The organism is Streptomyces arenae (assembly GCF_022343545.1).
In the GTDB taxonomy this organism is placed as follows: Bacteria; Actinomycetota; Actinomycetes; order Streptomycetales; family Streptomycetaceae; genus Streptomyces; species Streptomyces humi.
Window position 1 is genome coordinate 270,260 of sequence record NZ_JAKQYH010000090.1, and the last position, 20,854, is coordinate 291,113.

At 73.3% G+C, this 20,854-nt stretch carries 18 protein-coding genes and 2 pseudogenes; 11 read left to right on the forward strand and 9 right to left on the reverse strand.

From position 1 onward, the window contains the following. Positions 1 to 139: 139 nt before the first annotated feature. Positions 140 to 1,360, reverse strand: coding sequence for a maleylpyruvate isomerase N-terminal domain-containing protein (locus tag MB828_RS43275; protein ID WP_301652933.1), 1,221 nt, complete (start codon positions 1,358 to 1,360; stop codon positions 140 to 142). A gap of 33 nt (positions 1,361 to 1,393) precedes the next feature. On the opposite strand from MB828_RS43275, the gene MB828_RS43280 reads away from it, so the two are divergent. Beyond that, complete coding sequence (locus MB828_RS43280) at positions 1,394 to 1,777, forward strand: hypothetical protein (RefSeq protein WP_301652934.1); 384 nt, start codon at positions 1,394 to 1,396, stop codon at positions 1,775 to 1,777. 14 nt (positions 1,778 to 1,791) lie between these two features. Here MB828_RS43280 and MB828_RS43285 read toward each other — a convergent pair. Beyond that, positions 1,792 to 2,261: pseudogene (locus MB828_RS43285) on the reverse strand (sigma factor). Positions 2,262 to 2,637: 376 nt separating this feature from the next. Here MB828_RS43285 and MB828_RS43290 point away from each other — a divergent pair. Next, entirely contained in the window at positions 2,638 to 3,012 is a 375-nt protein-coding gene (locus tag MB828_RS43290; RefSeq protein ID WP_046734026.1) for an STAS domain-containing protein, read from the forward strand. A gap of 166 nt (positions 3,013 to 3,178) precedes the next feature. Further along, positions 3,179 to 3,691: an EF-hand domain-containing protein gene (locus MB828_RS43295; protein WP_301652935.1), complete on the forward strand. Its 513-nt coding sequence runs from the start codon at positions 3,179 to 3,181 to the stop codon at positions 3,689 to 3,691. Here the strand turns inward: MB828_RS43295 and MB828_RS43300 are convergent. Next, positions 3,675 to 5,210 (reverse strand): class I adenylate-forming enzyme family protein, encoded by a 1,536-nt coding sequence (locus MB828_RS43300; protein ID WP_301652936.1) that lies wholly within the window; start codon positions 5,208 to 5,210, stop codon positions 3,675 to 3,677. The two genes, MB828_RS43295 and MB828_RS43300, sit on opposite strands and share 17 nt — an antisense overlap. 127 nt (positions 5,211 to 5,337) lie before the next feature. On the opposite strand from MB828_RS43300, the gene MB828_RS43305 reads away from it, so the two are divergent. The 4 genes from MB828_RS43305 (at position 5,338) to MB828_RS43320 (ending at position 8,373) form a co-directional block, all read left to right on the forward strand. Continuing rightward, entirely contained in the window at positions 5,338 to 6,468 is a 1,131-nt protein-coding gene (locus MB828_RS43305) for an acyl-CoA dehydrogenase family protein (protein ID WP_301652937.1), read from the forward strand. Positions 6,469 to 6,474: 6 nt separating this feature from the next. Next, the gene (locus MB828_RS43310) at positions 6,475 to 7,344 is read left to right on the forward strand and encodes an acyl-CoA dehydrogenase family protein (protein ID WP_301652938.1); all 870 of its coding nucleotides are present in this window, start codon (positions 6,475 to 6,477) and stop codon (positions 7,342 to 7,344) included. Positions 7,345 to 7,740: 396 nt separating this feature from the next. Continuing rightward, a complete protein-coding gene (locus MB828_RS43315; RefSeq protein WP_165941616.1) occupies positions 7,741 to 7,878 on the forward strand; it encodes a hypothetical protein in 138 nt (45 codons plus the stop codon). Positions 7,879 to 7,896: 18 nt separating this feature from the next. Then, the gene (locus MB828_RS43320; RefSeq protein WP_301653029.1) at positions 7,897 to 8,373 is read left to right on the forward strand and encodes an ATP-binding protein; all 477 of its coding nucleotides are present in this window, start codon (positions 7,897 to 7,899) and stop codon (positions 8,371 to 8,373) included. A 306-nt stretch (positions 8,374 to 8,679) separates the two neighbouring features. Here the strand turns inward: MB828_RS43320 and MB828_RS43325 are convergent, their stop codons facing one another. Further along, positions 8,680 to 9,615: a cyclase family protein gene (locus MB828_RS43325; protein ID WP_301652939.1), complete on the reverse strand. Its 936-nt coding sequence runs from the start codon at positions 9,613 to 9,615 to the stop codon at positions 8,680 to 8,682. 86 nt (positions 9,616 to 9,701) lie between these two features. Here MB828_RS43325 and MB828_RS43330 point away from each other — a divergent pair, with 86 nt between their 5' ends. The 3 genes and pseudogenes from MB828_RS43330 to MB828_RS43340 form a co-directional block, all read left to right on the forward strand. Then, a complete protein-coding gene (locus MB828_RS43330) occupies positions 9,702 to 10,616 on the forward strand; it encodes an SDR family oxidoreductase (RefSeq protein WP_301652940.1) in 915 nt (304 codons plus the stop codon). Between the two features lie 156 nt (positions 10,617 to 10,772). Beyond that, a complete protein-coding gene (locus MB828_RS43335; RefSeq protein ID WP_301652941.1) occupies positions 10,773 to 11,921 on the forward strand; it encodes an acyl-CoA dehydrogenase family protein in 1,149 nt (382 codons plus the stop codon). After that, positions 11,921 to 12,967 (forward strand): annotated as a pseudogene (locus MB828_RS43340) (Zn-dependent alcohol dehydrogenase); the annotation flags it as partial. The gene MB828_RS43335 and the pseudogene MB828_RS43340, both read left to right, overlap by 1 nt. On the opposite strand, the gene MB828_RS43345 reads toward MB828_RS43340, so the two are convergent. Continuing rightward, a complete protein-coding gene (locus tag MB828_RS43345; protein ID WP_301652942.1) occupies positions 12,892 to 14,004 on the reverse strand; it encodes a GlxA family transcriptional regulator in 1,113 nt (370 codons plus the stop codon). The pseudogene MB828_RS43340 and the gene MB828_RS43345 overlap by 76 nt on opposite strands. Before the next feature lie 71 nt (positions 14,005 to 14,075). Between MB828_RS43345 and MB828_RS43350 the strand changes: the two genes are divergently transcribed. Continuing rightward, complete coding sequence (locus MB828_RS43350; protein ID WP_301652943.1) at positions 14,076 to 15,386, forward strand: MFS transporter; 1,311 nt, start codon at positions 14,076 to 14,078, stop codon at positions 15,384 to 15,386. Here MB828_RS43350 and MB828_RS43355 read toward each other — a convergent pair. From MB828_RS43355 to MB828_RS43370, 4 genes are all read right to left on the reverse strand, one after another. Further along, positions 15,383 to 15,991 carry a flavin reductase family protein gene (locus tag MB828_RS43355; protein ID WP_301652944.1) on the reverse strand — a complete coding sequence of 203 codons (609 nt, stop codon included), beginning with the start codon at positions 15,989 to 15,991 and terminating at the stop codon, positions 15,383 to 15,385. The two genes, MB828_RS43350 and MB828_RS43355, sit on opposite strands and share 4 nt — an antisense overlap. Before the next feature lie 78 nt (positions 15,992 to 16,069). Beyond that, positions 16,070 to 16,855 carry an enoyl-CoA hydratase/isomerase family protein gene (locus tag MB828_RS43360; RefSeq protein WP_301652945.1) on the reverse strand — a complete coding sequence of 262 codons (786 nt, stop codon included), beginning with the start codon at positions 16,853 to 16,855 and terminating at the stop codon, positions 16,070 to 16,072. Beyond that, the gene (locus tag MB828_RS43365; protein WP_301652946.1) at positions 16,855 to 19,083 is read right to left on the reverse strand and encodes an acetate--CoA ligase family protein; all 2,229 of its coding nucleotides are present in this window, start codon (positions 19,081 to 19,083) and stop codon (positions 16,855 to 16,857) included. The genes MB828_RS43360 and MB828_RS43365 overlap by 1 nt, the downstream gene beginning before the upstream one ends. 131 nt (positions 19,084 to 19,214) lie before the next feature. Beyond that, positions 19,215 to 20,720, reverse strand: a complete 1,506-nt coding sequence (locus MB828_RS43370; RefSeq protein WP_301652947.1) for a flavin monoamine oxidase family protein — start codon at positions 20,718 to 20,720, stop codon at positions 19,215 to 19,217. Positions 20,721 to 20,854 lie beyond the last annotated feature (134 nt).

Genomic DNA, 20,854 nt, shown 5'->3' on the forward strand with positions numbered 1-20,854 from the left:
CGGCCGGGGGTACCCCCAGCGCCCCTTCAGGGCGCGCTGCACCAACGCCCCTGAAGGGGCGCGGGGAACTGCGCGACCAGCCGCGAACCACCCGCACTCGCCGTCCCACAGAGCCTCCCCGCCCCATAGGCGTACGCCCCTACATCCGGCTCAGGCTCGCCGCCGCGAACAGGACGTCTCTGATGGCCGTGCGGTCGCCCCGTTGGCCCGCGGCCGCCTCCTCCGGAGGCACGTGACCCGCGGCCAGCTGGCAGAACTCGACGTCGTCCAGCGCCACATGCGCCACCTCGTGCTCCGCCGACCCCACCGCCCCGGGCGAGTCCAGCGGGATCAGCCACTCGCCGCCGCCGCTGCCCTCGATCTCCAGCCGCAGGCTCCGGCCGGGCTGTCCCGCGGGGACCAGGTGGGGCGTCGGACCGGGCGCCGCCAGCCCCGCCTGCCGACGGGCGGCCAGTGCGACGGGCAGCATGCGGGCCGCGAGGTCGATCATCTTGTGCAGGTGCCGAGGGGCCGGCGGCCCGTAGGGGTAGTCCACGGCCTCCGCGATGTCCTCGGCGTGCACCCAGCACTCGAACGCCCGGTCCAGCATCGCGTCGTGCAAGGGCAGTTCGAAGTCGCCGTACGACACCCCGAGGCGCCCGGCGCCGCCGCCGGTGAAGGAGACGGTCTGCACCAGCCGGTGGCTCTGCTCCCGCCAGGGCACCCGCACCGCACGGGTCGGCGGGAAGTACGACGCCTCCCAGAAGGCCTCGGTCCGGGCGGCGGGCCCGGTCACCGGGGCCTTGCCCAGGGGGTCGTCCAGGCCCAGCGCGGCCGCCACCAGCCCGTCCACGGACAGCAGGTGCGCGATGACCCCGGCGACGGTCGTACGGCGGCTCGCCGGCGTCTGGCCGTCGAACCAGCGCAGCCGCACCGGTGCGTGCCACTCCGCGTCGCCGATGTCCTGGAGCAGGGCGTCCAGGCGGGCGGTCTCGGCGTCGTAGGGCGCCGCCCAGGCGGGGATCGGGATCCGGGCCGGCCGGCGGTCCAGGCAGGCCTCCAGGACCCGGGTGCGCAGCCCGGGGTCGAGGTCCAGGCTCTCCGGCTGGTGCAGCAGGCCGACCGCGTCCCGCAGCCGCAGCGCCTCGTCCGCGCAGGCCCCGCAGTCCCCGAGGTGGGCCTCGACGGCGAGGGCCTCCGGTGCCGAACAGGCGGCGAGCGCCCACGCCCCGAGCAGCGACTTCAGGACGTCGTGCGACAACTCCAGCGGTACGGAGGGCAGGTCGGCCGGCTCGGGCAGCGACTGCCCGCCGTCCTCCACGGAGGCCCTGGGCACCGGTATGCGCGGCGGCCGCCCGCTCCCGCCACCACCCCGGGGCACGTCACCGTCCCCGGAACCAGAACCGTGCCGACCGTGTCCCCCACGCCCACCGTGCGAGCCGACCCCGCCGTCCCCACCGAATCCCCCGTGCCGCTCGCCCCCGCCAGGACCCTCGCGCCCGTCGGGTCCGCCGTTCTCACCGGATCCACCGTGCCGCTGGCCCCCGCCAGGACCCTCGTGCCCACCGGGTCCGCCGTGCCCACGGGCTCCGCCGCGTCCGCCGTCCCCACCGGCTCCCCCGTGCCGCTCGCCCCCGCCAGGACCCTCGTGCCCACCGGGTCCGCCGTTCCCACGGGCTCCGCCGCGTCCGCCGTCCCCACCGGCTCCACCGTGCCGCTCGCCCCCGACAGGGCCCTCGTGCCCGCCCGGTCCGTCGTGGCGGGCGTCCCCGTCAGGGCCCTCGTGCCTGTCGGGTGACTCGTAGGTGTCGCTCATGCGCCGCCTCCGTGTCCCGGCGGGTTTCCGGCGTCGTGTGCGGTGGAGAGCAGTTGCAGGCCCAGGCGCAGCCGGCGGCGGGCCTCGTCCTCGGTGACGCCGAGGCCCGCCGCACCCTGCGCTCCAGTTCCTCCGCGGCCTCGGCCGAGCCGCCGGCGCCGGCCGGGAGCGCGGCGGTCTCGGTGGCCCGCAGGCGCTGCACGGCGAGCCGGTGGGTCAGCGCGGCGACCCAGGAGCGCAGCGGCCCCTGCCGGGGGTCGTAGGCGTCGGGGTGTTCCCAGACATGGGTGAAGACCTCGCGGGTTATCGCGTCCGCGGCGCTCTCGTCGCCGAGGACGCGGTGGGCGAGGCCGTGCACCAGCGAGGCGAAGCGGTCGTAGAGCTCACCGAGGGCGGCCGCCTCGCCGCGCGCGAGCCGCTGCTGCATCTTGCGGTCCCAGCGGGGCGGAACGTCCTTCTTCGCCATGCGGCCCCCTCCCCGTGCCCGTGTCCAGCGTGTCTGCACCGTCTCCTCGAATGTAGTCGGCACGTCCGGCGACGCACGCCCCTTTGTGGCAATGCGCGCCCCCTGACGGACATGGAGTGGTAAAGACCCGCCCGGACCGCGCCGTGCCGTTCCGTCGGCGCAGCCGTGTCCGAGCGAACCTCCTGTTTCTGCCCGAACAGGATCGACCATGACTGACCGGGATCGACAGTGACTGAAACAAGACCTTTCCTGATCGTCGCTCGTTTGCCATCCGGGGTTTCGGGGAACGGCCGCTGGGCAGCCGCGCGAAAAGAAGCGTAGGAACTGGCTCCGTTTCCGGGCGGTTCCGGAGATCCGGCGAGCGGAGGGCTGAGCCGTGGCTTTCAAGGTGACCGGCGTGGAACAGGGCGAGTGGGCCGTGATCGGGGTGTCGGGCGAACTGGACCTGGTGACCTCGCCGGTGCTGCGCCAGCGGGTGCACGACGCGGTGGCCGAAGGTCATCACTGCCTGGTCCTCGACCTGTCCGACGTCTTCTTCTGCGACTCCAGCGGGGTCGGGGTGCTGATCGCCGCCCGCCGGCTGATCCGCTCCTGCCGGGGCCGGCTGCGGCTGATCCTGCCCGCCCAGGGGGCGAGTGACGGTTCTCACGTCAACCGGGTGCTCGGCGCCCTCGGCGTGCGGCGGCTGTTCGACGTGTACGCGGACATCGACAGCGCGGTCTCCGACGAGGCGGACCCCCTCTCCGCCTGACACCCCACGGGTGCACATAGCCGACGAACCCGCCAGTGCCACATTGTTGTCGCGGAATTCCCCCGGTCTTGGCACAACCGACGTTTTCCCGCTCCCCGGCCGCCGCCCACGTCGTACGCTCGCTGCGAAAGGAACCCCCACGTCACGTAAGGCGGCCCGAACACACATGGTCAGCACCGAGTACGAGCGACGGATCGCCGCCCGCTTCGCAACCTTCGACCAGGACGGCAACGGCTGGATCGACCGCGAGGACTTCAGCTCGGCGGCCAAGGCGCTGCTCGCCGAGTTCGGCACCCCCGCCCGCTCCGACCGCGGCCAGGCCCTGTACGCCGGCGCCGAGGCCTTCTGGCAGGGCATGGCCGGCATGGCGGACCGCGACGGCGACCAGCGCATCACCCGCGAGGAGTTCGTCAGCGGCGCGGTCAAGCGGCTGCACGACAACCCCGACCGCTTCGCCGAGATCGCCCGCCCCTTCCTGCACGCGGCCCTCGCCCTCGCGGACACCGCGGGCGACGGCACGGCGACGGTCCCCGACACCGTGCGGGTGCTGCGCGTCCTCGGCGTACCCCCGGAGACCGCGCGGGCGGTCGCGGCGGGCCTCGACACCGACGGCGACAACAGGGTCGAGGAGGCGGAGATCGTCCCCGCGTTCGCCCGCTACTTCACGATCCCGGAGTAGCACCGCCCGAGAAGCGCTCGCGCAGCCGGTACTTGAGCACCTTGCGCAGGGTCTCGTTGCGCGGCAGGGCGTCCACCACCTCCAGCCGCTCCGGCAGTTTGTGCACCGACAGCCCTTCCGCGCGCAGGTACGCCACCACCTCGGGCAGCGTCAGCGCGGCGGTGCCCGGCGGCTGTTCGACCACCGCGCACACCAACTCCCCGCGCTCCGCGTCCGGCAGCCCCACCACCGCCGCGTCGCCGACCGCCGGATGCGCGGCGAGCAGGTCCTCGATCTCCTTGGCCGAGATGTTCTCGCCCTTGCGGATGATCACGTCCTTGAGCCGTCCGGTGAGGACCAGGTGACCGGTTCCGGTCACCCGGCCGAGGTCGCCGGTGCGCAGGAACCCGTCCTCGTCGAAGGCTTCCGCGGTCTGTGCCGGGTCCAGGTACCCCTGGCACACCGCCTCCCCCCGCAGCCGTACCTCGCCGCCCTCGGCGATCCGGATCTCCATCCCGGCCGGCGGCCGCCCCTCGGTCGTCGCCAGGTTCTCCGCGGTGTCGTCCGGCGCCCCCATCGTGATCATCGGCACCTCGGTCATGCCGTACCCGTGCGTCAGCTGCACCCCCATCTCCCGCACCACCGCGTGGTACACCTCCGGCGGCTTGGGCGCCCCGCCGCCCGCGAGCAGCCGCAGCGACGGAATCACCCTGGTCCCCGGCTGCCTGCGCTGCTCGGCCAGGAACATCGAGTAGAACGCCGTCGACCCGCCCGCGACCGTCACCCCGTGCCTGCGGTACTCCGGCAGCGCGTCCGGCAGCGCGAACTGCTCGAACAGCACCGCGGGGAAGCCGTACAGCAGCAGCATCACCGTGTAGTCGGGGCCCGCGATGTGCGCGTACGGGAACGCCATCGAGCCCACGTCCGCCGCCGTGAGCCGCAGCGCGTGCGCGAGACACGAACCGCCCGCGATCAGCGAACGGTCCGTGTGCAGAACGCCCTTGGGGTCGGAGGTGGTTCCCGAGGTCCAGTAGATCCACCGGACCGAGGTGCCCTCGGCGGGCGGGGCGGGCAGGACGGCCGGGTCGCCGTCCGGCAGCCCGTCGGCGTCGTACACCTCGAAGACGCCCTTCGCGCCCAGCCGCCGGGCCATCTCCGTGTGGTCGAAGCCGCGCCACACACCCGGTACCGCGAAGAACTCGGCCCTGGACTCGCGCAGCGCGAAGCCGACCTCGCGGTCGCGGTAGAAGGGGATGACGGGCGACTGCACGGCACCCAGCCTGGCCAGCGCGAAGGACAGCACGGCCGTCTCGATCCGGGTGGGCAGCTGCCAGGCGACGACCGTGCCGGGCCGCACCCCCATGCCGTACAGGCCCGCCGCCACGCGTTCGGCACGCGCGCGCAGTCCGCCGAAGGACAGCGCCCGGTCGCCCTGGAGGAACACCGGGCGCCCGGGGGTCAGTTCGGCGCGACGGGCGGCCAGGTCCCAGAGGGTGCGGGAGGCGCTCAGCTCGTGTGCGGTGGCGTTCGTGTCGTCCATGGCCGGCCCTGCTCCCTCTCCAGCTGACGAGTCGTCAGATCGTAGGTCCTGGCGCCTTGTCGGTCCAGAGGCGCGCGGCTAGCCTGCGAGAACTGACGCGCCATCAGTTCCGTGGGGGTGCCTGCCGGTGGATCTGTCGTACACGCCCGAGGAGGAGGACTTCCGGGCACGTCTTCGGGAGTGGCTCGCCAAGGTGCTGCCCGGCCTCCCGCCGAAGCCGCGCCCCGAGGACTGGCCGGGCCGCCGCGCCTACGATCTCGGCTGGCAGCGCACGCTCCACGACGCCGGGTACGCGGACGTCCACTGGGACGCATCCCCGACCGTCCGGCTGATCTTCCTGGAGGAGACCGAGCGGGCGGGCGCACCCTACGTGGGCGCCAACTTCGTGGGTCTGCTGCACGCGGGTCCGACCATCGCCGCCGAGGGCACCGAGGAGCAGCGGGCCCGCTGGCTGGCACCGATCCTGCGCGGCGACGAGGTGTGGTGCCAGGGGTTCAGCGAACCGGACGCCGGCTCCGACCTGGCCGCGCTGCGCACACGCGCGTGGCGCGACGGCGACGACTACGTGGTCAGCGGCGCCAAGATCTGGACCTCGCACGCGGAGGTCGCCGACTGGTGCGAGCTGCTGGTGCGCACCGACCCCGCGGCGCCCCGGCACCAGGGCATCACCTGGCTCGCGATGCCGATGGACGCGCCGGGCATCACCGTACGGCCGCTGCGCACGCTCGCCGGGTCCGCCGAGTTCGCCGAGGTCTTCCTGGACGAGGTACGGGTCCCGGTGGCCAACCGGGTGGGCGCCGAGAACGACGGCTGGCGGGTCACCATGGTGACCCTCTCCTTCGAGCGCGGCACCGCCTTCGTCGGCGAGGTCGTCGCCTGCCGCCGGGTGCTCGGCGAACTCGCCCGCGCGGCCCGTGCGAACGGCGGCTGGGACGACCCGGTGCTGCGCCGCCGCCTCGGCCGGCTGAACGCCGAGTTCCGGGCGCTGTGGCGGCTCACCCAGTGGAACGTCAGCGAGGCGGAGGGCCGGGGCGTGCCCGGTACCGGCGGTTCGGTCTTCAAACTGCGCTACTCGCACGCGCGCCAGGAGCTCTACGACGCGGCCGCCGCCGTGCTCGGCCCCGACGCGCTCGACCTCGACCGGCCCTGGGTCCTCGACCGGCTCTCCTCCCTCTCGTACACCATCGCCGCCGGGACCTCGCAGATCCAGCGGAACATCGTGGCCGAGCGGATCCTCGGCCTGCCGAAGGGGCCGTGAGCGAACGTGCGTTTCCAACCGACCGACGAACAGAAGGCGTTGCGGGACGGCATGCGGGCGCTGCTCGCACGGAGATTCGACGCCGGTGCGCTCCGGGCCGCCGTGGCCGCGCCGGGACTGGACCGTGAGCTGTGGCGGGAGCTGGGGGCGGCCGGGTTCTTCGCGCTGCGGCTGCCGGAGGCCGAGGGCGGGGTCGGACTGGGCCTGCCGGAGGCCGTGTTGGTGTTCGAGGAGGCCGGACGGGCGCTGCTGACCGGCCCGTTGACGGCCACCCACCTGGCGGCGGCCGACGTGCCAGGCGCGGCCGACGGGCGGACCGTGGTGGCCCGCGCGGACGGCGGCCTGGTGGAGTGGCTGGCCGAGGCGGACGTGGTGACGGGGGACGCGTCGGGGGCCGTGCCGCTGCGCTCCGTGGACCCGTTGACGCCCCTGCACCGGGTCCCGGAGGCGGTCTCCGGGCCCCCCGACCCGGTGGCCGTGCTGCTCACCGCCGCCGAGCAGCTCGGCACGGCCACACGCGTGTGCGAGCTGGCCGTGCAACACGCGCGCACGCGCGTCCAGTTCGGCCGGCCGATCGGGGCGTTCCAGGCGGTCAAGCATCTCTGCGCCGAGATGCTGGTGCGCGCCGAGACCGCGCGTGCGGCCGTCTACGCGGCCGCCGTCACCGCCGACCCCCTGGACATCGCCGCGGCCCGGCTGCTGGCCGACGAGGCCGCCGTGGCCGGTTCCCGGGACTGCCTCCAGGTGCACGGCGGGATGGGCTTCACCTGGGAGGCAGAGGTCCACCTGCACCTCAAGCGGGCCTGGGTGCGATCCCAGCGTGTCGGAGGTGTCACACAGAGTGAGGAAGTGCTCGCCGCCGAGCTGCTCGGGTGAGCGTTCGAAACGGCCCTGGTCTGCGGATTCGACGTTCCGAAGGCCAGGATGTCGCGGATTGTGGCATATCGTGATCACGGAGCGTTGATACCGGGTTGTGTCCAACGCGTGACTCGTCACGGCCTGGAGTCGGGTGTCCCCTCCGGTACCTTCTGTGGGATGCGAGTGGTTCCGAGGACGAGCCATGCCGGCGGCGCCGTCGAGACGGCCCCGCGGTTCATGGCGCGTGCCGCTGCTCGCAGGGCGGTAAGGGTCCCCGGTCCCGCGTGTTCGACTCCCCGCCAGGAGCGTCGCACAGTATGGCCTACGCGTACTCCTTCGCGCTGGAATATGCCCGAAGCGCTTGTTGGGGTGACTGTACGTCAACCATGCTGTCTCGTAAGGGAGTCACGTTCCGTGACCCTCGCTCTGGCCGTTGTTCTGGCCATGCAGAAAATGGCTACGATCGTGGCCCTCGTCGCCGTTGTCGTCGCGATCCTCCTCGCGGCGCCCGCGCGGCGCGGGTTCATGTGTCCGCCGGTTCGGATGGTGTGAGCGGTGCAGGTGCTTCAAGTGCAGCTGGAGATCCGGCCCGACCCCGCGGAGGTGGGGCGGGCCAGAAGGTGGGCGCGCTCGCGCCTCGCCGGGTCCGGTATAGCGGTGGACGAGTCGCTGGCCGAGACCTTGATCCTGCTGGTCTCCGAGCTGGTCACCAACGCCGTGGTGCACACCGGCCGGCCGGCCGTGCTGCGCCTCTCGCTGCCGGGCGCCGACCGCGAGGGCGCCGACGAGGCGGCCACCGTGCGGCTGGAGGTCGCCGACACCAGCGCCCGCGCGCCCGTGCCGAGGTGTGTGGACGGTGACGCGACCGGCGGCCGCGGTCTCGCCCTGGTCGACGGGCTCGCCGACCGCTGGGGCTGGAGCCCCGAGGGCGCGGGCAAGCGCATCTGGTGCGAACTCGACCGGTGTTCGGAACCCAGGCAGGGCGTGGCGGTGGCGTACGGGGGCGGTCTGGCCTCGTTCGAGGGGCTGGCTTTCGAGGCGGTGTGATCCCGGTGCGCGGTGATGCGCCGGGGGGTTGCATCCGTGCGCGCCCACGATGAACCGGGGCACAGGCCGTAAAACCCCGAACGGGTGTTGACGCCCCGTGACCATTTGAACACGCTTGAGTCTGCGATTCGCCGCGAGGGGACGGCGAGGGGTTTGGTGACGGACGCCCTCGTCGAGCGTGGGTCGACACGGACGGTGGTGCCCGGGGCCGGGTTCGGGGCGGGCCCGCGCGCGTGACCGTCCGGTTTCCGGGGGGATGGGGGAGGGTCGGTGTCACGCCGGGTCGGCGTGACACCGACTCCGGCTTCACAGGACGGCCACGGGGGCGACCGGAGTGCCGGTGGCCCCGGTGATCGGCTCGGGCATCGCCGACAGCAGGAACGCGTACCGGCCGGTTTCTCCACAGGCTGTGGACAACTCTTCGAGATTCCAGTTCTGGCCCTGGAGCATGCCCATCTCCACCAGGTCCAGGGCGTGCACGGGCAGCCAGAGGTCCTCGATCTCCGGCGGGAAGATCTCGAAGGTCAGGGTGTCGTTGGCGACGGCGGCCACGTCCCGCGCGTGGAACCACTCCGGGGTCCGCACCGACAGCCCCGGCGACGGATAGCCGTACCCGTGCTTGTCCCCGGCCAGGTACACCTGCACCTGCCCGGTCCGTACGAGGACGATGTCGCCGCCGCGGACGGTGGTCCCGGCGAGCTCCTCGGCCGCGTCCAGGTCCTCCGGGGTGACCGCGTGGCCCCCCGCCAGCCGTTCGACACCCCGCGCGCGTGCCACGTCCAGCAGCACCCCGCGCGAGACGACGTGCCGCGCCTTGTCGATCCCGCCGAACTCCGCACCGCCGTGCGCGGTCACGGTGTCCGCCGGCCGGCCGTTGTACAGCCGCCCCGAGTGCGAGACATGGGTGAGCGCGTCCCAGTGGGTGCCGGCCTGGAGCCCCATGGTCACCGCGTCGTCGCTGCACGCGACCGTCCCCGGGCCGAACAGCTCCTGGTTGATCTGCACCATCGTGTGCAGCGGGTTCACCCGCCCCGGGATCATTCCGGTCTGCACCCCGTCCTGCCGGAGCGGCAGTGCCAGCGGGACGCGCCGGCCGGTGCGGACCGTCGCCGCCGCCTCCCGGACCACCTCGTCCGTGATCAGGTTCAGGGTGCCGATCTCGTCGTCGGCTCCCCAGCGCCCCCAGTTGTTGACGCGCTCGGCGATCTCGTGAAACGCGGGATGAAGGGTCGGCAGTGACATCCGGTTCCTCCCCGGGGCTTGTGTCCGCACATCAGACGCGCCATAAAATCTAACGGTCCGTCAGAAACCGCGGGAAGGGGCCGGGCGTGGGGAACTTCTTGGCAGGCAGGGTCGTCGCCGTGACCGGTGCGGGGCGCGGTATCGGACGGGCGGTGGCGCTGGCGGCGGCGGCCGAGGGGGCGAGGGTCGTCGTCAACGACTACGGCGTGGCGGTCGACGGCGGATCGCCCGCCGGCGAGGTCGCCGAAGCCGTGGTCAAGGAGATCGAGGCGGCGGGCGGCGAGGCGGTCGCGGTGGCCGACGACATCTCCACGATGGCGGGCGGACAGCGGATCGTGGACGTGGCGCTGGCCTCGTACGGCCGGCTCGACGGAGTCGTGTGCGTGGCGGGGATCCTGCGCGAGCGGATGCTGTTCAACATGACCGAGGAGGAGTGGGACCCGGTCATCGCCACCCACCTCAAAGGCACGTTCACGGTGTTCCGGGCGGCGTCCGCGGTGATGCGGAAGCAGCGCGCCGGCACGCTGATCGGCTTCACCAGCGGCAACCACCAGGGTTCCGTCGCGCAGCCCAACTACAGCGCCGCCAAGGGCGGGATCATCTCGCTGGTGCGCAGCGCGGCGCTCGGCCTGCACAAGTACGGGGTGACCGCGAACACGGTGGCGCCGGTCGCGCGTACCCGGATGTCGGCGGGGGTGCCGACGGAACTCGCGGAGATCGGCGAACCGGAGGACGTGGCCGCGTTCGTGGTCTACCTGCTGTCGGACGCCGCGCGGGACGCGGGGATCACGGGGCAGGTGTACACGGTCGCCGGGCCGAAGATCGCGGTGTGGGCCCAGCCGAGGGAACTGCGCGCCGCGTACGCGGAGGGCGGCACCTGGACGCCGGAGCGGATCGCCGAGGTGCTGCCGGGGAGCGTGGGGGTGGACCCGATGCCGATGCTGGCGCGGCTGGCGGCGATGGAGGCGGCCGCGCGGGCGGGGAGCCGGCCGAACGCCTAGGGGGCAGGGGGGTGCGGTGCGAGGGCGGGTGCGGGTGCGTCGTGGTTGTTCGCGCAATTCCTCCCCCAGCCTTCGGCCGGGGGTACCCCCAGCGCCCCTGGGCCCGCTGCCCCCACCGGCGTTCGGACCTGACCCGAATCATCTTTGGAGGTCACCGTGGAGTTCGGTTCAGTGCCGGAGGACGAGGCGTTTCGTGGGGAAGTCCGGGCCTGGCTCGGCGCGCACGTCGCCGGTGGTGTGGACCGGCGCGGGTGGGAGCGCGTGCTCGGGGCGGACGGGTGGATCGGGCTCGGGTGGGCCGAATCCGGGTACGGGAACCGGACCGGCACCCTCACCCAGCAGGTCGTCTGGGCCGAGGAGTACGCCAGGTCGGCCGCCCCGCCGCGCTCCGGGCACATCGGCGAGAACCTGCTGGCGCCGACGCTCATCGCACACGGCACCGCGGAGCAGAAGGCGCGGTTCCTGCCGCCCGTCGCCGCCGGCGAGGAGCTGTGGTGCCAGGGGTACAGCGAGCCCGGCGCGGGATCGGACCTGGCCGGCGTGCGGACTGCGGCCGTACGGGAGGCGGACGGCTACCGCGTCTTCGGGCAGAAGATCTGGACCTCGCTCGCGCACGAGGCCGACTGGTGCTTCGTGCTCGCGCGGACCGAGGCCGGTTCACGCCGGCACCACGGACTGAGCTTCCTGCTCGTGCCCATGGACCAGCCCGGCCGGATCGAGGTCCGGCCCATCCGGCAGCTGACCGGCACCGCCGACTTCAACGAGGTCTTCTTCGACGGCGCGCACGCGGAGCATGTCGTCGGCGGCGAGGGCAACGGCTGGCGGGTGGCGATGAGCCTGCTCGGCTTCGAGCGGGGCGTGTCCACGCTGGCCCAGCAGATCGGGTTCGCCGAGGAACTCGGCAGGGTGGTGCGGGACGCCGTGGCGAGCGGCGCCGCCGCCGATCCCGTCGTACGCGCACGGCTGGTGCGGCAGTGGGCCGAGTTGCGGGTGATGCGCTGGAACGCCCTGCGCACGCTCGGGAACCCGGCCGCCGAACCCGGCGCCCCGAGCGTGGCCAAGCTGCTGTGGGCCGGCTGGCACCAGCGGCTCGGCGAACTCGCCGTGCAGGTGCGGGGCGCGGCGGCGAGCGTCGGACCGGCCGACTGGTCGGCGGCCGCGCCGTACGAACTGGACCCCGCGCAGCACCTGTTCCTCTTCTCCCGCGCCGACACCGTCTACGGCGGCTCGGACCAGGTCCAGCGCACGATCATCGCCGAGCGCGTGCTCGGTCTGCCGAGGGAACCGAAGGGGGTCGAGTCGTGATGCGTGGTGTGGTGTTCGACGGGAAGCAGGTGCAGGTCGTCGACGACCTGGAGGTACGGGAACCGGGGCCGGGCGAGGTGCTGGTGGCGGTGGCGGCGGCGGGGCTCTGCCACAGCGACCTGTCCGTGGTGGACGGGACCATACCCTTCCCCGTTCCTGTGGTGCTCGGACATGAGGGTGCGGGCGTGGTCGAGGCGGTGGGTGTGGGGGTGACCCATGTGGCGCCGGGAGACCATGTGGCGCTGTCCACCCTCGCCAACTGCGGGGCCTGTGCCGACTGCGACCGGGGGCGGCCGACCATGTGCCGCAAGGCCATCGGCCGTCCGCAGCAGCCGTTCACGCGCGGCGGCCGTGACGTCCACCAGTTCGCGTGCAACTCGGCCTTCGCGGAACGCACGGTCGTCAAGGCCGTGCAGGCGGTCCGGATCCCGAAGGACATCCCGCTGACGTCCGCCGCGCTGATCGGCTGCGGGGTGCTGACCGGGGTGGGCGCCGTACTGAACCGGGCCCGCGTCGACCGCGGCGACACCGTGCTGGTCATCGGCACCGGCGGGATCGGGCTGAACGTCATCCAGGGCGCGCGGATCGCGGGCGCCCTGCGGATCGTGGCCGTGGACGCCAACCCGGCCAAGGAGGAGGTGGCCCGGCAGTTCGGCGCCACCGACTTCCTGACCGCCACGGATGGGGTGAAGGACCTGCTGCCCTACGGCGTCGACCACGCCTTCGAGTGCGTGGGCCGCGTCGAACTGGTGAGGCAGGCCATAGACCTCCTCGACCGGCACGGCCAGGCGGTCCTCCTGGGCATGCCCGCCGCCACCGCCGAGGCGTCCTTCGTGGTCGCCTCCATGTTCCTCGACAAGTCCGTCCTGGGATGCCGCTACGGCTCCTCCCGCCCCCAGCACGACATCGCCCTGTACGCCGAGCTGTACCGCCAGGGCCGCCTGCTCCTGGACGAACTGGTGACCGCGACCTACCCGGTGGAGGACTTCGAGAAGGCCCGCGCGGACGCGGAGGCGGGGCGGGTCGCCCGAGGGGTGCTGACCTTCTCGCGGGCGGCGGCGGACGGCCGGGGGCCGGTGGGCTCCGGGGACTCGCCCGGCGCGGTGCGGAAGGTCCGTCGGTAGGCGGTCGGGGTGACGCCCAGGGTCGCCTGAAGGTGCTGGCGCATCGACTGGGCGGTGCCGAACCCGGCGTCCCGGGCCACCTGGTCGACCGACAGGACGGTGGACTCCAGCAGGTGGCGGGCGCGTTCGACGCGCTGCCGGGTGAGCCACTGGCCGGGGCTCACGCCGGTCTCCTCGCGGAAACGGCGGGTGAAGGTCCGTACCGACATGGCCTCCTGCTCGGCCATGTCGCGCAGCTGGATCGGCTCGTGGAGGCGGCCCAGCGCCCAGGCGCGGGCGGCCGTCGTGGTCGCCGTCTGGAGGTCGGGGACCGGGCGGTGGATGTACTGGGCCTGGCCGCCGTCCCGGTGCGGGGGTACGACGGTACGGCGGGCCACCTCGTTGGCGACGGCCGTGCCGTGGTCGCGGCGGACCATGTGCAGGCACAGGTCGATGCCGGCGGCCACCCCGGCGGAGGTCAGCACGTCACCGTCGTCGATGAACAGGACGTCCGGGTCCACCTCGATCCGCGGGAACAGCCGCTGGAGATGGTCCGCGTCGGCCCAGTGCGTGGTCGCCGGGCGGCCGTCCAGCCAGCCGGCGGCGGCCAGCACGTAGACGCCGGTGCAGATGGAGGCGAGCCGGGTGCCGGGGCGGACGTGGGCCAGGGCCGCGGCCAGTTCGGGGGTGAGGACGCCCTCCTCGAAGAGCGGACCCAGTTCGTACGACGCCGGGACGATCAGCGTGTCGGCGGTGGCCAGCGTCTCCGGGCCGTTCGGCACGTGGATCGAGAAGTCGACGTCGGTCTCGACCGGGCCCGGCGGGCGGACGGAGCAGGTCACGACCTCGTACAGGTGCCGGCCCCGGGCGTCCTTGGGGCGGCCGAAGATGCGGTGCGGGATGCCCAGCTCGAAGGGGAGCAGGCCGTCCAGGGCGAGGACGACCACACGGTGCGGGCGGAAACCGGGCTCACTGCTCATGGCCCGATCGTAGCGAATACTGTCCTTCGGGCCACTCGATGGAGTGAACCCCCTGACCGAAGCTTTATGGCGTGACCCAGACAACCGAAGCCGCAGCAGCCCGCCGGGACCCGAGGCCGACCCGCGCCCCGCGCGTCCACCGCGCCTGGTTCGTCGCCGCCGTCACCTTCGTCACGATCATCGGCGCGGCCGCCTTCCGTTCCCTGCCCGGCCTGCTCATCGACCCGCTGCACGCGGAGTTCGGCTGGTCGCGCGGCACGATCGGGGCGGCCGTCTCCGTCAACCTCGCGCTGTACGGGCTCACCGCGCCCTTCGCGGCCGCCCTGATGGACCGGTTCGGCATCCGGCGCGTGGTCGCCGTCGCGCTGACCGTCATCGCGCTGGGGTCCGGTCTGACCGTGTGGATGACGGCGGCCTGGCAGCTGATGTTGTGCTGGGGCCTGCTGGTCGGCCTGGGCTCCGGCTCGATGGCGCTGGCGTTCGCCGCCACCGTCACCAACCGCTGGTTCACCGCCCGGCGCGGCCTGGTCACCGGCATCCTGACCGCCGCCTCCGCCTCCGGCCAGCTGATCTTCCTGCCGCTGCTGTCCTGGATGGTCGAGACGTACGACTGGCGCCCGGCCGCCGTCACGGTCGCCCTCGCCGCCCTCGCGGTGGTCCCCTTCGTCTGGCTGCTGCTGCGCGACCACCCGGCCGACGTGGGCCTGAAGCCGTACGGCGCGACCGAGTTCGTGCCGAAGCCGCCGCCGGTCACCGGGGCCGCCCGCCGGGCGGTCGGAGTGCTCCGCTCCGCCGTGCGCACCGGCCCCTTCTGGCTGCTCGCCGGCACCTTCGCGATCTGCGGGGCGTCCACCAACGGCCTGATCCAGACCCACTTCGTGCCCGCCGCCCACGACCACGGCCTGCCGGTCACCGCGGCGGCCTCCCTGCTCGCGGTCATCGGCGTCTTCGACGTCGTCGGCACGATCGCCTCCGGCTGGTTCACGGACCGCTTCGAACCGCGCCGCCTGCTCGCCGTCTACTACGCCCTGCGCGGCCTCTCACTGCTCTTCCTGCCGATGCTGCTCGGCCCGTCGGTGCACCCTCCGATGATCTTCTTCATCGTCTTCTACGGCCTCGACTGGGTCGCCACCGTCCCGCCCACCCTGGCCCTGTGCCGCGAGCAGTACGGCGAGGACAGCGCCATCGTCTTCGGCTGGGTCCTCGCCTCCCACCAGATCGGCGCGGCCCTCGTCGCCTTCCTCGGCGGCGTGGCCCGCGACGTCTTCGGCAGCTACGACATGGTCTGGTACGCGTCGGGCGCCCTGTGCGCGGCGGCGGCCCTGATGGCCCTGGTGATCCGCCGCCGTACGGTCCCGGCCGCGCCCGCCCTCGCCGTCTAACCGCCCAGTCCGGCGAACCGGCCCCGGTGGAACAGGAGCGGGGCGGCCTCTCCGTCGCCGGCCCCCAGGGCGGTCACCCGGCCGACCACGATCAGGTGGTCGCCGCCGGTGTGCACCGCGTGGACCGCGCAGTCGATCCACGCGGCGGCACCGGCGAGGCGGGGCGCCCCCGAGACCGGGGCCGCGTCGTACGCCACGCCCGCGAACTTGTCCGTGCCGCTCGCCGCGAAGGCCCGGCACAGCCCGTCCTGGCCCGCGCCGAGCACGTTGACGCAGAAGACGCCGGCACGGGCGATGCGCGGCCAGGTGGCCGACGTACGGCCGACCATGAAGCAGACCAGCGGCGGGTCGAGGGAGAGGGACGAGAAGGACTGGCAGGCGAAACCGGCGGGGGCGGGCTCGCCCCCGGCGGCCGGTGCGGTGATCACGGTCACCCCGGTCGCGAAGTTCCCGAGGACCCGCCGGAACTCGCCCTGCTCGACCGGCGCCCGCTCGTCCGCGCGCACACACCGCAACTCCGGCCGCGGCAGCGCTTCCACCGGCCCCCGCGCGGGAGCCGACCTGAGATAACGAACGGCGGCGGCCGCCGCCCCTGCGTGTCCCATCACCTCTTCATTGAAGCTGACGCACCGTCAGATGAAAAGGGTGGCGACGGACGCTGTATGGGCACCTAGTGTGCGGGCTCACCGGCCCCGGAAAACGGGGCTTCTGCGCTCCGTGAAGGCCCGTAGGCCCTCCTGGGCGTCATGGGTCGTCATGTTGATCTCCTGGGCGGCGGCCTCGGCGGTGAAGGCGGACGCGCGGTCGCCGTCCAGGGACGCGTTGAGCAGCTGTTTCGTCAGGGCCAGGGTGCGGGTGGGGCCGGCGGCCAGACGTACCGCCCACTCCCGTGCCGTCTTCGCCAGCTCCTCGTCCGGCACGACCCGGTTGACCAGGCCCATGCGCTCCGCCTCCGGCGCGGAGAGCGCGTCGCCGAAGAACATCAGCTCCTTGGCGCGCTGCGGGCCGACCAGGCGCGGCAGGAGGTAGGCGCCGCCGCCGTCGGGGACCAGGCCGCGCCTGACGAACACCTCGATGAAACGGGCCGACTCGGCGGCCAGCACCAGGTCGCAGGCGAGCGCGAGATGGGCGCCGAGCCCGGCCGCGGTGCCGTTGACCGCCGCGATCACCGGTTTCTCGCAGTCGAGGACGGCGGCGATCAGGCGCTGCGCGCCGAGCCGGATGGTGCGGGCCACGTCACCGGGAACGCGCTCGGCCGTGGCGCCGCCGCCCCGCAGGTCGGCGCCCGCGCAGAAACCGCGGCCGGTGCCGGTGATCACCACCGCGCCGATCCCGGGGTCCCCCGAGGCCCCGGCGAGGAGGCGGATGACGTGGTCCCGCTGGTCGGGCGTGAGGGCGTTGAGGGCTTCGGGGCGGTCGAGGGTGAGGTGGGCGACCCGTTCCGCCGTCACGTACCGGACGCTGTCCATCAGCGGCACACCGCCAGCGCGTCCAGCGCCACCGCGCCCTGCCCCTGGTCCAGCACCATCAGCGGGTTGATGTCGAGCTCCGCGAGCTGGTCGCCCAGTTCCAGGGCCATGCGCTGGACGCGCAGGATCACCTCGACGAGCGCGTCGAGATCGGCCGGCGGCCGGCCCCGCACCCCGTCCAGCAGGGCCCGCCCGCGCAGTTCGGCCAGCATGTCCCGGGCCTGTTCCTCGCCGAACGGCGGCACGCGGACGGCCGCGTCGTGCAGCACCTCCACCAGCACCCCGCCGAGCCCCACCGTCACGGTCGGCCCGAAGAGGTCGTCGTGGGTGACCCCGACGACCATCTCCACCCCCCGCTCCACCATCTGGCAGACCAGCACGCCGTCGAGGGCCACCCCCTCGTACCGGGCGATGTCGGTGAGCTCCCGGTAGGCGTCCCGGACCTGGCTGGCCGAGGTCAGTCCGACCTTCACCAGGCCCAGCTCGGTCTTGTGGGCGAGCTGCCCGCCGGACGCCTTCATCACCACCGGGTAGCCGACCAGCCCGGCCGCGCGCACGGCCGCCGCCGCGCTGGTCACCAGCTGCTCGCGCGGCACCCGTATGCCGTACGCGCGCAGCAGCTGCTTCGCCGCGTGCTCGCTCAGCTGCTGTCCGGGCCGCATCAGCGCCAGCGCCTTGCGGTAGGAGGGCGAGGGGGTGCGCGGGGCCTCGTCGAAGGGGGAGCGGTAGCCGCTGACGAAGCGGTGGTGGTCGAGGTGGGCGCGGACGGCGGTCAGGCAGTTGCCGACGGTGCGGAAGGTGGCCACCCGGGAGGAGCCGAGGAGCACCTCGCGGTAGGCGGCCTCGGTGCCGACCGGCGAGCCCCACACCACGCAGACCAGCTTGTCGGTCGCCTCCGCCGCGTCGACCAGGTCTCGGACCAGCCTGTCGCTGAGCGGCGGGAAGGGGCCGGTGACCGGGCAGATCAGCACCCCGACCTCCGGGTCGGCGAGGATCGAGTCGATGATCTTCCGGCCGCGCCAGTCGCCCACCGGATGCCCGCCGTTGTCGACCGGGTTGGCCACGCTCAGGTACTCCGGTATCCACTGGTGCAGCTCGGCCTGCCGGGCCTCGGACAGCACCGGCAGCCGCAGGCCCAGGCCGGACGCCAGGTCGGCGACGTGCGCGCCCGTGCCGCCCGAGATCGAGTAGACGACGACCCCGTCGGAGCGCGGTGCCCGCGCCCGGGCCAGCAGGGCGGCGGTGTCCTGGAGTTCGTCCAGACCGTCGACGCGGATCACGCCGTACTGCCGCAGCGCCGCGTCGACCACGTCGTCCGCGCCGGTCAGCTTGCCGGTGTGGGAGGCGGCGGTGCGGGCGCCGGTCTCGGTGCGGCCGACCTTCACGGCGACGACGGGCACCTTGCGGCGGGCCGCGCGGTCGGCGGCCAGGAGGAAGGCGCGCCCGTCCTTCAGCCCTTCGACGTAGCAGGCGATGGCGCCGACCTCGGGCCGCTCGGCGAAGTAGGAGATGAAGTCGGCGGTCTCCAGGTCGGCCTCGTTGCCGGTCGGGGCCCAGTGGGAGAGGCGGATGCCGAGTTCCTGCGCGGCGAAGACCGGGCGGCCCTGGTGGCCGGACTGGGTGATCAGGGCGATCGCCGGGCCGTCCAGGTCGTCGCGGAAGCGCTCGAAGGCGTTCAGGTTGGTGTTCGGGCCCAGCAGGCGGAGCCCGGAGCGCCGCACGGCCGCCGCGAGCCGCGTCTGGGCCGCCGCCCCCGCCACGCCGGTCTCCGCGAACCCGGAGGCGAAGGCCACGGCGAACCTGACCTTGGCCTCGGCCAGTTCCTCGATCACCGGCAGCGGGTCGGCGACCAGCAGCACGGCGAGGTCGACCTGCTCGGGCAGGTCGGCGACGGAGCGGGCGCAGGCGATGCCGAAGACCGACGGCCGGGTGGGGTGCACCGGATGCACCCGGGCTCCGACCCGCCCGGCCCAGTCGAGCAGCTGCCGGGTGATACCGGTGTTGGGCCGCCCCTCGGCGTCCGAGGCGCCGATCACGGCGACGGACTCGGGCCGGAAGAACCGGTCCAGATCCGGCACGTCCGCGTACAGCGGCCGTCCGCTGACGTCCAGTTCGTCCTCGTCGGCCGTCCGGCCGTGGACGGCGGGGCCGGGACGCTGCTCACCGCAGGCGATGGCCCGGGCCCGGCGGGAGTCGGTGGTGAGGGTGCCGTGGGTTGATCCAAGCATCGGTCCGCCCGCTCCTGTGTGACAGCTCCTGTGTGACAGCACAATTAACTGACGCAGTGTCAGATTACTGAACTGACACTGCGTCAGGAACCAGTGTGCACGCAAAGTTGAGGCCGAAAACGCTCCGTCCGCTACCCGAGGGCGGCCAGCACCTCCTTGGCCGCCCGCTCGCCCGACCGCACCGCTCCGTCCATGAAGCCCGTCCAGAACGTGGAGGTCTCCGTCCCGGCCCAGTGCACGCCGTCGACCGGCTTGCGCAGGGCGGCCCCGTACGCGGTCAGCACACCGGGCGGTGCGTAGGCCACCGGGCCGCCCCGGGAGAAGCCCTCGTTGTCCCAGCGTTGCAGCACGAAGGAGGTGGGTGATGCGGCCTTGTCGCCGAAGTAGTTGACGTAGTCGGCCAGCACGGCCGCCTTGATCTCGGCCTCGCCCGCCGCGTCGTACGCCCGCATCTCGTCGGCCTCGATGAAGCCCATCAGCGCGCCGTAGGAGGCGTCCGGCGGGGAGTTGTCGAAGGTCGAGCGGACCACGCCGGAGTCGCTGACGGCCTGCCCGTTGAGGCCGTCGGCCCGCCAGAACGGGGTGTCGTACACCGCGATCGCCTTGCCGATCGAGCCCATCGGCATCCGCTGGGTGAGCTGGTCGCGGGCGGCCGGCAGCAGCGGGTCGAAGGTGATGCGGGCGGCCAGCGGCGGCGGTACGGCGACGATCACCCGGGTCGCGGTGACCGTGACGCCGTCCGCCGTGACCAGGTACGAGCCGCCGGACTTCACGACCGAGCGCACCGGGGCGCCCAGCACCACCCGGTCGCCGAGGGTCGCCGCCAGTCTGATCGGGACCTGCTGGGAGCCGCCCACGAAACGGGACTCCTGGGCGCCGTTCGCGGTGTCGGTGAGGCGTTCCAGGGTGCCGGGCGTGGACTCGTTCCCGGCGGCGGCGATGTAGTAGAGGACGTAGAGCAGGGAGAGTTCGCGGGGCTGCGCCGAGAAGATCGACGTGCAGGCCAGGTCCAGCAGGAACTTGGCGGAGGGGATGACCGCGTTGGCGTTCAGCCAGCTCTCGAAGGTCTGCTTGTCCCACTCGGCGGCCTTGGCGGCGGTCCAGGGCGCGTCCACCGGCACCGTCGCGGCCATGCTGTCCAGCTCGGACTGCACGATCGCCGCGTTGGCGAGCCCGGCCGCGTCCACCGGCGGGACCGAGCCGAGCAGGCCGCTGGTGTCGTAGGGGGTGCGCTTGCCGCCCTTGTAGAGGAGGTTGTCGCCCGTGTTGTAGGTGGTGAAGGTCGCCACGCCCAGGGAGTCGGCGAGGGCCTTGATCCGGTCCTGGGTGGGGCCGATGAACTCGCCGCCGCCCTCCGTGTGGCCGCCGTTGGCCAGCTTCAGGTTCACCACCCGGCCGCCGACCCGGTCCCGGGCCTCCAGGACGGCCACCGTCCTGCCGCCGGCCACCAGGTCGCGGGCCGCGGTGAGCCCGGCGAGGCCGCCGCCGACGATCGCGACGTCGACGGTCCGGGAGCCGGCCGTGGTCGCCGCCGCGGCCGCCCCGGCGGAGACCGCCGAGACCGTGGTGAGGCCGGCCGCCCCGGCGGCGGCACCGCCGAGCAGGGCGCGGCGGGAGAGCTGTCTTTCACGTGCCACGTGCGTCCTCCGTACTGAGCGAGAGGGGTGGAGCCGGAAAGTTGAGCAGGGCTCACATTCTGGTCTCGCGCGCGGGCATGCTGCTACCGCCGGTAACAAACAACTCTCGTCGCGTCGGTCACATGGCCAAGAGG